Genomic DNA, 13,052 nt, shown 5'->3' on the forward strand with positions numbered 1-13,052 from the left:
ATCATCACCCCCGCCCGGCCACATCCAGCACAAACGCCGGCAGCGGTTCGCGCATCGTCCACTCCATGCTGATCGGCGCCGAGCCGCGGTGGCTCTTGTAATCGGCCAGCCCCACGCAAGTGAAGGGCATCGTCACCCCGTTCTCATTCCGCTTCTTCTCGCGGACGAAGAACAGGACCGGGTGCCGAGTCTTCCCCTGATTGATATACCGCCGCCCTGTCGGCGAATCGACCGTCGTACGGCTCTGCGACTGCCAGTGGAAGACCCGCTCATTCACCGCGTAATCCTGGTACATCGTCGTCGGCGAGTAGTCTTTCTCGGACTTCACCAACGTGACGAAGAACACGTCCATGTTCCGATCCTCTACATAGAGGACCCCTTCCTGGAAGTGCCGGTGCTTCCACGCCTGATGCCGGTCGAGTGCGGCCAGAATCTGGTCGGTCGTGTAGTTGCAGTACAGGTCTAACGGAATGTCCTCGTCGAGCCCGTCGATCGGCCGCCCGACGATGTCGATCCGTTCGTACTGGTACCGCAGCAGATCGCACAACTCCGCATAGGCCAACGGATGCCCGATCAGCCAATACAATGCCTCTTCTACCGTGCGGAAAGGCTGCCCCTCCAAATCCGACAATCCGACATTCCAGAACGTGTAGTACAGCATGAGCAGCATTTTGCGTTCGGCCGCATTTAAATCCGCCAATTCCCGACCGCGGCCTTCGCGAATCCGCTCCAAAGCCCGCAGCGAGAACTGGATGAACCGCGCCGAATTGCAGAACGACAACCGCTCCAGCCCGGCGGCCAACAACCGCTCCCGAGAATCACCGAGCGGCTCCTCGCAAGCCACAACCTTCTCCCGCGCACCCAGCCCGTAGACCGTCACGTCGCGGCGATACACCTCGAGCGGCTTCACGTGGTAATCTTCGAAAAACTCCCCGACCTGCCAATCCCGATGGTGCGCGAAGTAGTCGACGACCTTGCGCCGGATGTTCCGCAGATTGTTGATCGAAGCCCGGATATGCGCGAGGATGATCTCCTGCGCCTTCCGCTCGAGGATGATGGAGCAGCCCTTCGGCACATTGGCGAACCCTTGCTCGATCTCACGCACGATCGACCGGCGCGTCCGCGGCAGGAGCGCCTGGTACCGCTGCTCGAAGTTGTACTCCCGATGGGCCTGCCCGACGAAGTCGAGTACCGTCAGCGCTTCTTTGCCTTCGCATAGCCGCAGTCCACGGCCGAGCTGTTGAAGGAACACGGTCAGGCTTTCCGTCGGCCTCAAGAAAAGCACGGTGTTCACTTCCGGGATGTCCACACCCTCGTTATACAGATCCACGACAAACACAAAATGGATCTCCTTCTGTACCAACCGCTTCTTGACCGTATCCCGCACGTCGTCCGGCGATTCGGCGGTCAGATACGCGGAGGGAACGCCGAAGGCATTGAACTGCTCAGCCATAAACGCGGCGTGCCGCTGGCTCACACAGAACCCGATCCCGATCACATCCCGAATGTCCGTACAATACCGCTCCACCGCCTCGAAAATGAACCGCGCCCTCTCCCGGGCCGTCCGCTCCTGCAGTACGAAAACTTTTTCCAGTTCGGCCTCGTCGTATTTGCCGAATCGCCATTTCACTTCGCTTAAGTCGACCGAGTCCGTGACACCGAAATAGTGAAAAGGACTGAGCAGCTTGCGCTCGATCGCTTCGTATAAACGAATCTCCGCGGCGACCCGGCCGTCGAAATAATCCGTCACCCGCTTCCCGTCCGCGCGCTCTGGCGTCGCCGTCAATCCAAGTAATATCTTCGGCTGATAATACGACAACAACTGCTGGTACGACGGCGCAGCCGCGTGATGGAATTCGTCGATGATGATGAAGTCGTAGAAATCCGGCGGCGTCTGTGCGAACAGATCCCTGGAGTTCAGCGACTGGATGGAGACGAACAGATGATCAATCTGTTCCGGCATCTGCCCCGCCACCATGATGTCGCCGAAGTTCAGGTCCCGCAGGATCGACCGGAAACAGGCCAGACTTTGCTGCAGAATCTCTTTGCGATGCGCGACAAATAGCAGCCGGTTCGGCTTGCCGGGATTTTGCCGGCAGTACCGGCGGTAGTCGAATGCGGAAATGACAGTCTTCCCCGTTCCCGTCGCCGCCACGACGAGATTGCGGTACCTCCCGTGCACCTCCCGCTCCGCCTGAAGCTTGTCGAGGATTTCCTGCTGGTAGTAATAAGGCTGGATGTCAAAATAGTAGCCCAGCGTGCTGTGATCATCGGGTTGCCAGGAACACTCCGCCTTCAAGGCCTGTCGCAATTGTTGTTCATGCAACTGCGGGATGAACGTCACGAACTCCGGATTGTTCCAGTAATGCTCGAAAGTGACCTCGACCTTTGTAACGAGATCCGGAGCATCTTGCTGGGACAGCCTGACATTCCATTCGAGCCCTGAAGTCATGGCCGATTCCGAAATATTGGAGGATCCGATGTACAGCGTGCTGAAGCCGGTGTGCCGCCAGAACAGATAAGCCTTCGCGTGAAGGCGGGTCGTTTTCGTATCGTAGGAGATTTTCACTTCAGTGTTCGGCAGCTTGACCAGCTCCTGGATGGCTTTGTAGTCCGTCGCCCCCATGTAGCTGGTCGTGATGACGCGGAGCTCGCCGCCGCGCTGCGTGAACGCCCGTAGTTCATCGAGCAGCAGCCGAAGGCCGCTGAACTTGATGAACGACACCAAGAAGTCAATCCGGTCGCTTGTGGCGATCTCTTTCTTCAGTTCCGCCATCATGCTCGGTTCTCTTTTGTCTCCGGTAAAAAGAGAGCTGACGGACAGCGGGGTGTCGGGGCGGACGCGCGATTGGGGCGCCTGAGCCCGACTTTTGTCGATCAACTCCAGCAGCATCTCGGCGTCCCGGTGAATGAGCTGCCCCTTGAGGCTGGCGATCAGTTCGGGATCAAGCCTGCCCGAGGCCGAATTTTCGAGATACTCAATCGTGTATCGGATGATGGCGTTGCAGAGCGCGACCCGGTCCCTGACCACCTTATCTCCTTGATCGAGGTACTCCATGACCCGCGCGAGCAGACGCCCCATGTATTGTCCCAATATCGCAGCCGATTCGGCACGGTCCAGTTTGCCTTTATCTGCGTGCCAATCGTCATTCAATTTCGTCAGTTCGGATTCCAGGCAGTCATTGATGACCTGCTCGTATAAACCGGGTTGAAGCATGTTGCCACCACCGAATCCTTTTCCTCGACTTCCAATATTCGACACCTGCGGTTGATAGTCCTTCTTTCCCGCGTCGAACGGGGTGGCCCAAAAATAATAAACAACAACATAAAGCAAGTGACCGTAACGAGCCCTTCCAAAAAAAGCACCATTTCAACTCCTTTTTTTCTACGACAGAACAATTAACATTACAAACGTCCGATAAGGACCGCAGCGCGGCATTATACTGCTGTAACGCGGTATGCACGTTACAGCGGCTTCTGCTCGGCTCCTCGTGCCTCTGTAACGTGGCATACACGTTACAACAGCTTCTGTCCGGTTCCGCTTGACCCTGTAACGTGGTATCCACGTTACAGCAGTTTTTGCTCGGTTCCCCGCGACTCTGTAACGTGGTATCCACGTTACAGCAGTTTCTGCTCGGTTCCGCGCGTCTCTGTAACGTGGTATCCACGTTACGGCCGATTCAATACAGCTTCTGTTTGGCCAGTCGCAGAAAAAAGCCAGAGTACTCACGATGGAGTAGTCTGGCTTTTATCACCGGGTTATAGCTCGCATGATACAGGCAACCCCGCCTCAAGCAGCTTCTGCCGCCGGATACGGCGCAACAGCGCGGCAATCAGCCCGCCTCTTGCATCTGCCGCCGCCACAGCCGGGCGTACAGGCCGTCCGCCGTGAGCAGTTCGTCATGGCGGCCCTGCTCGACGATCCGCCCCTGATCCAGCACGACGATCCGGTCGGCGTGCCGCACCGTCTTCAGCCGGTGGGCGACGACGATCACCGTCCGGCCGCGCACCAGCCGGTCGATCGCCTGCTGGATCTCCGCTTCGTTCTCGGGATCGAGCGAAGCGGTCGCTTCGTCGAGCAGGATGATCGGCGCATCCTTCAGCAGCGCCCGGGCGATGGAGATCCGCTGCTTCTCGCCGCCCGACAGCGTGCTGCCGCCTTCGCCGACCAGCGTGTCGTAGCCGTCCGGCAGCTTCATGATGAAGTCGTGGCAGCCGGCGAGCCGCGCCGCTTCCTCGATCTCTTCGCGGGTTGCGTCGCGCCGTCCGAACCGGATATTGCCGGCGATCGTATCCTCGAACAGGTACACGTCCTGGAACACCATCGACACCTTCTGCATCAACGCTTCCGGGTCCATGCCGCGGAGATCTTCCCCGCCCATGGTCACCTTGCCCCGGTCCGGATCGTAGAACCGGGCGATGAGCCGCAGGACGGTGCTCTTGCCGCTGCCCGAAGGACCGACCAGCGCGGTGAAGGACCCTTCCGGAATGCTCAGGCTCACGTCCCGCAGGATCGGTTGATCCAGATAGCCGAACGTCACCCCTTTGAGCTCGATCGCGTGGCGCTCGGGCGGCTTACGCTGCCCCTGCATGGGCGGCTCCTGCAGCAGCTTCACCATCCGTTCGCCCGCCTGCCCGATATAGCGGAACTCCGCGTAACCGGCCAGCGCAGTTGTCAGCGGATCGAAGATGCGGGTGCCGATGATCAGGAACGCCGCGAACGTGATGACGTCCAGGTTGCCGCCGGCGAGCAGATGGACGCCGACCATGACCATCAAGGTCAGACCGGCGCGAACGCAGCCGATCGCGCTCAGCAGAATCGGTCCGAGCGTCCCTTCGAAACGGATGCTCTGCCGCATCAATTCCCGGAAAGACCGCTCCAGCCGGACGAAGCGCTCGCCCGTCATGTTGTACGCCTTGATCACCTTGATCCCGTTCAAATATTCCTGCAGCCGCCCGCCCGCGTCGATCTTGGCCTGCAAATGCCGCAAGCCGAGCCGGCGCTGAACGCCGGACGTGAGGACGAGCAGCAGAACGGCCGCCGGCAGCGCCGCGAACAGGGAGAGCGCGAGACGCCAGTCGAAGAACGCCATGCCGATGAGTGCGATCACCGGCATGGCGGCGCCGGCAATCATCTGCGTTACGACATGGGAGATGCCGTGCTCGACCATCGAGAAATCGCTCGTCATCATGTTGGCGAGCTCGCCCGGATCGCGCCGGTTCAGAACCCCCAGCGGCAGCTTCCGCAAGTGCTCGGCCAGCCGGGAGCGCCCCTCCACCGCCGCGCCGTAGGCATCGCGGTATTGCGCGCGGTAGGCGGGAATTTCGCAGACGAACAGCAGCGCCATCGACAAAACCAGCCCGCCGCACACCCACCAGAGCCTCGACGTGTCGAGCGGAACGCCGGGATGGACGTATGGGGTGAAAATCAATCTCGCCGCTTCCGTCAGCAGCGCGAACGGGAGGATGCCCTCCAGATAGGCCAGCGCCGTGAGACAGACCGGCTTGATGAGCGAGCGCGGATTATCCACCGTAATGTTGCGAAGCATGCGGCGCATCGGCGTCCACCTCCCCCTTGCCCAAATGCCATTGTGCGGCCTGCCGATAGGATTGCCACATGCGCGTGTACAAGCCCCCGGACGCGAGCAGCGCTTCATGTTTGCCCCGCTCGACGATTCTGCCGTCCTCCATCACGAGAATCTGGTCCGCGTCCCGGATGGTCGACAGGCGGTGCGCGATGACGAGCACCGTCTTGTCCTTCATCAGCGCCTTGAGCGCGAGCTGCATCTCGTGCTCGTTCTCCGGGTCGGCGAAGGCGGTCGCTTCGTCCAGGACGAGGATCGGGGCGTTCTTCAGAATCGCCCTGGCCACGTTGATCCGCTGCGCCTCGCCGCCGGACAGATGGACGCCGCCTTCCCCGATCCGTGTGCCGTATCCTTGCGGCAGCTTCTCGATGAACGCGTGGCACTGCGCGGCCTGCGCCGCGGCGTACACCTCTTCGGGCGCCGCGTCCGGCCGGCCGACCGCGATATTGTTGTACACGGTGTCGGAGAACAGGAACGAGTCCTGGAACACGAAGGCGACGGTATCCATCAGATCGGCGGTCGTCATGTCGCGGATGTCCACGCCGCCGATGCGGACCGCCCCCATGTTCACGTTCCAGAAGCGGGGCACCAGATGGGCGACGGTCGACTTGCCCGCCCCCGACGGCCCGACGAGGGCCGTCACTTCCCCTTGCCGGGCGGTGAACGAAATATCCGCCAGCGCGTCCGTATCGGTCGGTTCCGTTCCGTACGAGAAGAAAACATGATCGAACGTCACGTCGAAGGACGCCGGCCGCCGCGGAATCTCGGGTTCCGGCAGCGGCGGCTCCGCCAGGATGCGGTCGAACCGCTCCACGCCTTCGTTGATCAGCCGGGTATTCTCCATCAGGTACATGAGCTTGAACATCGGGGCGGCGATGCCCGGCGCCATGACCAGGAAGAACAGCACCGTGGAAGCGGCGGTAATGCTCCCCGGATCGCGGTTCAGCAGGAACACGCCGACCGGCAGGATGAACGCGGCAAGCGAATTCAGGATGACCTTGAAGGTCAGGTTCCCGTTCTGAAACAGTTGCGTCAGCATGACACCGTGGTCGCGGTAGCGCACCATGTCCTGGTAAAATTGCCGGAACGAATGCACCGTCTGCCCGAACACCTTGACGGCCGGCATGCCCCGCACATACTGCACGGCGGAAGCGTTCATCCGCTCCAGCGCATCCAGAGCCGACTTGAGGGTATTCCGCGTCTTCGGACTGGCAAAAGCCAGAAACTGCGCCGCGACGCCGATCACCATCGGCAGGATGCACGCGATCGCCAGCCAGACGTTGAACGAGAACATGACGGCGATCATCACCATCAACGTCACCGCCGCGTGAACGAGATCGGGCAGTTGGTGCGCGATGAACAGTTCAACCCTGTCCACGTTGTCTTCCAGCGTCTTCTTGACGGCCCCCGTCGAGCGGCTGCTCAACCATCCGAGCGGCAGCTTGCCGATATGGCCGGCGAGCCTGATCCGGAGGCCGTACAGAATGCGGAACGCGGCGATGTGCGCAATCAGGCCTCCCGCGTACGTCGCGGCCAGGCCGGCCGTGAAGCCGGCGATGGCGATGACGCCCCAGCGGCTCATCTTCGCTCCGTCGGCCAGCGCCGGGGACGCCGCGTGTTCCAGCAGCTCCCGCAGGATGAAATAGACGGACACGTACGGCATCAGCATGCAGACGGCGCTGACCGCGGAGAACAGGCCGGAGGCGATCAGCAGTCCGCGCTTCTCGCCGGCGATTTCGAGCAGCCGCGCGAACCCTTTCTTCCCGGTCATTTCACCTCTCCCCCGACCGAAGCAGGAGTCGGAACGTCCGCCCTTCTCCTGGCGAAACCGGCGAGCAGCGTAAGTCCGATCAGCAGCGCGCAGATCGAATACGGCGCGTTCATATGGGCCGTGTACATCGCCGTCCCGGCGGCCGGCCCCACGAAGGCTCCGCTTCCCTGGATGGCCGTAACGAAGGAAGCAACGCCGCGCTGCTCATGATCCCGCACCGCGACGGAAGCGCTCGAGCTGAATCCCAGCAGGGCGAACCCGAAGCCGATGCCCGCCGCGATGAACAGTGCATACGTGAGCTTAAGGAGCGACAGCAGGCCGACGAGCGCAAGGGTGAGGATGGCCAGGCCGATGCGCAGCATCCGTTCGGGGCGCCGCTTCATATATTTGCTTGCAAAAATTTGGGTCACCACCACCATGCCCCCCGCCGCCGCCAGCCCGTAGCCGATCAGCCGCGTCGTCGCTTCCGCGTTCAGGCCGAGCGAATCCTGGATGAAGAAGCCGATCGTCACCTGCAGGATGTTCAGCGTCACCGTAATGAGCAGCCCGGCCCACAGGTAATAGCGGATGCGCGGATCGAGCGGCGACAGCCGGGAAGCCGAACGCTCCCGCTGAAGCTCCGAATCGTTCGGAACCGCGAGCCACAGCCAGATTTTCATGACGAGGAGCAGGGCGGCGGCGGCATACATGGGCGCGGTCAGCCCGACGGAAGCCATGGCGCCGCTCATCGCCGGCCCCAGGACGAAGCCGAGCCCGTTCGCCGTACCGAACAGCGCCATGCCGCGCGTCCGCGTCTCCGGCGTCGTCCAGCTCATGATGTAAGCCTGCGCGATGGCCGGAATGCCCCCGAAGAAGAAGCCCGAGACGATCCGGAGCGCGAGAAAGATCCAGAAGAGGCCCGGCGCGGACTGCGCCTGGCTCGCCGCGTAATCGGCCAGCCAGGCGAAAGCCGCCACGGTCGCGACATAGGCGAGCATGACGAGCATAAGCAGCCGTTTGCTGCTCAGGAAAGCCGCCCTGCCCCAGAAATAGCCGCCGAGCAGCCAGAACAGCCCCGTCGCGGACACCAGACATCCCGACTGGAATTCGCTTAAGCCCAGATCGCGGGAGAGCGGGCCGATGATCGGGTTGAACACCGCAATCGAGAGGACGCCGCTCAGGACGATCAGAAACATGACGATAGAATGGGGTTTCAATACCCTTCACCTCCAACGCGAATCAATTCGCTCATTCCGGCTGGTTGACGGTCGCGCCGCCGATTTCGTACGGAGAGTAATAGCCTTCATAGGCGACATGCGCGGACATGCCGACGGCGGCGTGGTCGAGATTGTGGCAATGGTCCATCCAGATGCCGGGATTGTCGGCCTCGAACGCCACTTCGTACCGTTCGCCGGGCGCCACGTTCAGCGTGTCGGCGATCCACGGACTGCCGGTGACGGCCTTTCCGTTCCGGCTCAACACCTGGATGTGGTGGCCGTGCAGGTGCATCGGATGATCCTCGAAGCCGCGGTTGGCAAGCGTCATTTTCACCAGCTCTCCCTCGCGGACCATGAACATCGGCGCATCCGGGAAAACGCGGCCGTTGATCGTCTGCACGAAATTGAACTTCCCGTTGTAGAAGCCGAGCCGGTTGTCGAAGACGAGCGTGTAATGCCGGTCATAGCGGGTATCGGGACCGAACTTCGCCTCGGCGGGCGTCCCGTAGGAAGCGGGATCAAATACCGTATCCGCGGCGGCGGCCGGCGGCAATCCCTCATCCGCCGGGCTGAGCACGAGCGCGCCGCTGTCCTGCGCGAACGGTCCGCCGCGGCGCGCGACGCCGACGGCCGTCTCCGGCATCACGAACGTCACGTCGTACCGCCCGCCGGCCGCCAGCTCCAGACGGGCACCGGTCAGGTCGCCCGGCTCGTGAAGATCGGCGCCGTCGATCGCCGTCACCCGGAACGGAACGCCCGAGATGTAAACGGATGCCGGCAGATTCCCGGCGTTCACGAACCGGAGCCGGACGGGCGTGCCGGGTTCCGCCTTCACGCGCCGCAGCCGGTCCGGACCGCCCAGGGTCACCGTCGTCCCGTTCTCGGTCTGCCATTCGTGCAGCATGACCGTAAGATCGACCGCCGGCTGCGCCGGCGCTTCGTCCGGCTCCACGATGATGACGCCGTACAGCCCCATCTGCACCTGCCGCGACGATTGATGGTGGGAATGATACCAATACGTTCCGGCCTCATCGGCCACGAACCGGTAGATGTGCAGCTGTTCCGGCATGACGGCGTCCTGCGTCAGGCCCGCGACGCCGTCTTCGGCGTTCGGCACGTCGATGCCGTGCCAATGGATCGTCACGCCGGCGTCGACGTCCCGGTTGTACAGGGCGACTTCGACCAGTTCCCCTTCCTTCACGTGTAGCTCCGGGCCGGGCAGCTCGCCGTTGAACGTCCAGGCTTCCCGTTGCTCGCCGGAAGGCAGCGTCACCATCGTCTTCTGCGCCTCCAGGTAGAAATAGCGGTCGGGCAATGCGGACCGGGGACCGGTCAGCTCGGCGACGCTCACCGGCTGCGCCGCGGCAGCGGCGTGACGGGCATGCCCCCCGGCGTGCCCATCGCCGGCCATGCTCATCCGGTCCGGCACGCGGCTCGCCTGCGCCCCGAGCACGTACCAGATGACGAAGACGGACGCGGCGGCCAGCACCGCTCCCCCTTTCCGGTACAGCCGCGCGGCCCGGGTCCCCCATTCCGGCCGGCCGGCGGCCGCGAGCCGGCGATGCCGGTTTCGAAGCTCGATCCAGAGCAGGCAGGCCCAGGCGGCGAACACCGCCCAGACCGCGAGGATCTTGCCGACCGGAAGCGGCCATTCCGCGATGAAGAACTGCTGGATCACCGACAGGAGCGCGCCGATGTACGCCAGGCAGACCGGGAACGCCCAGAGCGGCTCGGCCGCGCTGAGGCGCGCTTGCGGCGAAGGCGGCTCCTTCGGCGCTCCGGCCGCCGCCCGAATGTCCGCCCGAATCGCCTTCGCGGCCGGAATCGAGCACCACAGCACGGCCGCGGCCGGGATCAGCAGCATCGGGAGCTGCGCCACCGCTTTGTCTTCCACGACAATCCAGCCCGCCGTCGCCGCGAGCTGAACGGTTGCCGCCAGCTTGACGAACAGGACCAGGCCGCCGATGCAGATCAAGACGAGCGACGTCCGCAGGCGGGAAGCCATTTTTCCCGTCGTCGGCGCAAGGCAGACCCGGCCCGCGCACATGGCGGCGAAGCCCGATGCGACGGCAAGCAGAATCGTCGATGCGAATTGAACCATTACCCAGATCATGGACGACCTCCCTCTCTCTCCAGTCCCAATGCGGCATGCTCCCTGCGATACTACGCCCGCTTCATGAACGCAATTTGAACGAGATGGTAAATTTTGTAACCCTCAAGCCGACAAAAAAACCGCCTCCCGCATTTGCGGAAGACGGTTCCTCCTAAGTATTCCATTGGCCCGCACATTGGCCCGCGCGGTTACACGGCCGGCAGCATCACGGTGACCACCGTGCCTTCGCCCGGCTTGCTGCCGATCTCGACCGTTCCCTGGTGCAATTCGACGACGCGCCGCACGATCGCAAGTCCGAGCCCGCTGCCGCCCGCATCGCGGTTGCGGGATTTGTCGGCCTTGTAGAAGCGCTCGAAGACGCGCCGCAGATCTTCTTCGCCGATGCCGATGCCCGTGTCCCGGAAGACGACGCCGATCCCGCCGTCGCCGGCTTTCAGCTCGATGAAGATTTCGCCGCCTTCGGGCGTAAATTTGATGCTGTTGCCGAGAATGTTCAGCCAGACCTGGTTCAGCAGATCTTCGTCCCCGCGAATCTCCGTCCTCGGAAGATCGAGATGAATGTTCAGCCGTTTCGCCGCCCATTGCGGTTCCGCGGTGACGACGACGCGGCGCAGCTGCCGGTCCAGCCGGACGGTCGACGGGTGGAACCGGAAATGGCTCGAATCGATCGCGGCCAGCCGGAGCAAGTTCTCGCTGAGCCGGGACAGCCGCATGCTCTCCTGCCGGATAATGTCCAGGCAGCGAAGCTGCTCCTCCTCGCTGAGACCGCCGCTTTGCAGAATGGAGACGTAGCCGGAGATGGACGCGAGCGGGGTCTGGATTTCGTGGGACACGTTGGATACGAACTCCTGCCGCATTTTCTCGACCTGGCTGATCTCCTCCGTCATCTGCCGGAATTGCTTCGTCAGGATGCCGAGCTCATCCTTGCTCTTCGTCTGAAGCGACAGGTTGTAGTCGCCTTTGGCCACCTTGCGGGTGGCGGCCGTCAACGCTTTGAGCGGCTTGATCACGATTCTCGTGAAGAGGATGAATTTGAAGCTGCCGATCAGAAGCGCGGTCAGAATGAACACGGCCGTGACGCCGGCCATCAGCCGCACGGCATCGGAGCGTTCCGGGCGGATGACGAGCGCCAGCGTCCCCTCCGCCGTCCGAACGGGGAACCCCATGTACAGACTCGTCGGCAACGGCCAAAACGATGCCCGCTTCACCACTTCGGCGCCGTCCAAGACGAGCCGGATATCCTCGTCGGTCAGCAGCGGCTCTTCCGTCCGTCCGTAGGCGTGGCGCAGACCGCTCCGGTCGTAGACCCACAGGGATGCCCCCTGGTCCCCGGACAGCCGCTCCAGATAGGGGCCGCGCTCGTCCGCCGCAAGCCGGGGGTAGACATCCGCGATCATTCCGGCGCGCGCCGCGTACGCGTCCCGGATGGACCGGTCGACTACATCCCGGAACAGATACGCCGTGACCGGAACGGAAAGGGCGAACCCCACCGTCAGGGCGAGGATGAAGATCATCAAGATTTTCAGGTTCAGACTCTTAATCATGGCTTTCCATCTCCAACCGGTACCCGAGTCCGCGAATCGTCACGATGCGGAACAGATGGGTATAGGCGGCGAAGCGCTCCCGCAGCCTTTTGATATGAACGTCGACCGTCCGCTCGTCGCCTTCGTGGTCGAATCCCCAGACCGTCTCGATCAGTTGATCGCGCAGGAAGATCTGGCCGGGATAGCTGGCAAGCTGATACAGCAGCTCAAACTCCTTCGGGGGCAGATGCACATTCACGCCGTCCACCGACGCCGTCCCCTGCAGCCGGTCCAGCTTGAGGCTTCCCAGTACGATCCGCTTGTCGGCCGCGATCCGGTACCGGCGCAGCACCGCCTTGATGCGGGCCACCAGCTCCGGCGGGTCGAACGGCTTCACGAGATAGTCGTCGGCGCCCAGGTCGAACCCCTTCACCTTCTGGCTGGTCTCGTGCTTGGCCGTAATCATGATGATCGGCAGTTCCGGACTGATCCGCCGCAGTTCGCGGCACAGATCCCATCCGTCCATGACCGGCATCATGACGTCCAGCACGACCAGATCCGCGGGCGAGCGGTCCATTTCCTCGAGCGCCTCCTGTCCGTTGACCGCTCCCCGGACGCGGTACCCTTCCCGGCTCAGGACGAACAGAATCACATGTGGGCGGGAAGGCTGCCCGAACCCGCGACCGAGGAAGCCGTGCGCAAGTTCGCCCTGGAGCGCGGCATCGCGCTCGGCCGGTTCGCCGAGCCGCATGAAGTGGCGAATCTGATCGTCTTCCTGGCCTCCGACAGCGCCGCGATCATCACCGGAACGGACAGCATCATCGACGGCGGTCTGGTCAAGACGATCCACTGAGGCGGACAATG

At 62.7% G+C, this 13,052-nt stretch carries 8 protein-coding genes; 1 reads left to right on the forward strand and 7 read right to left on the reverse strand.

Going from position 1 to position 13,052, the window contains the following annotated elements; translation table 11 throughout:
• Positions 1 to 4: 4 nt before the first annotated feature.
• The 7 genes from THECO_RS13630 to THECO_RS13660 form a co-directional block, all read right to left on the reverse strand.
• Positions 5 to 3,217, reverse strand: a complete 3,213-nt coding sequence (locus THECO_RS13630; RefSeq protein WP_015255636.1) for a DUF3427 domain-containing protein — start codon at positions 3,215 to 3,217, stop codon at positions 5 to 7.
• A 616-nt stretch (positions 3,218 to 3,833) separates the two neighbouring features.
• Positions 3,834 to 5,558, reverse strand: a complete 1,725-nt coding sequence (locus THECO_RS13635; RefSeq protein WP_015255638.1) for an ABC transporter ATP-binding protein — start codon at positions 5,556 to 5,558, stop codon at positions 3,834 to 3,836.
• A complete protein-coding gene (locus THECO_RS13640; RefSeq protein ID WP_015255639.1) occupies positions 5,524 to 7,356 on the reverse strand; it encodes an ABC transporter ATP-binding protein in 1,833 nt (610 codons plus the stop codon). The genes THECO_RS13635 and THECO_RS13640 overlap by 35 nt, the downstream gene beginning before the upstream one ends.
• Entirely contained in the window at positions 7,353 to 8,552 is a 1,200-nt protein-coding gene (locus tag THECO_RS13645; protein ID WP_015255640.1) for an MFS transporter, read from the reverse strand. The genes THECO_RS13640 and THECO_RS13645 overlap by 4 nt, the downstream gene beginning before the upstream one ends.
• 31 nt (positions 8,553 to 8,583) lie before the next feature.
• Entirely contained in the window at positions 8,584 to 10,665 is a 2,082-nt protein-coding gene (locus THECO_RS13650; RefSeq protein ID WP_015255641.1) for a multicopper oxidase family protein, read from the reverse strand.
• 188 nt (positions 10,666 to 10,853) lie between these two features.
• Positions 10,854 to 12,209, reverse strand: a complete 1,356-nt coding sequence (locus THECO_RS13655) for a sensor histidine kinase (RefSeq protein ID WP_015255642.1) — start codon at positions 12,207 to 12,209, stop codon at positions 10,854 to 10,856.
• Positions 12,202 to 12,840, reverse strand: coding sequence for a response regulator transcription factor (locus THECO_RS13660; protein WP_052835909.1), 639 nt, complete (start codon positions 12,838 to 12,840; stop codon positions 12,202 to 12,204). The genes THECO_RS13655 and THECO_RS13660 overlap by 8 nt, the downstream gene beginning before the upstream one ends.
• On the opposite strand from THECO_RS13660, the gene THECO_RS13665 reads away from it, so the two are divergent.
• Complete coding sequence (locus tag THECO_RS13665) at positions 12,841 to 13,041, forward strand: SDR family oxidoreductase (RefSeq protein ID WP_041853922.1); 201 nt, start codon at positions 12,841 to 12,843, stop codon at positions 13,039 to 13,041.
• Positions 13,042 to 13,052 lie beyond the last annotated feature (11 nt).

The organism is Thermobacillus composti KWC4 (assembly GCF_000227705.2).
Lineage (GTDB): Bacteria > Bacillota > Bacilli > Paenibacillales > Paenibacillaceae > Thermobacillus > Thermobacillus xylanilyticus.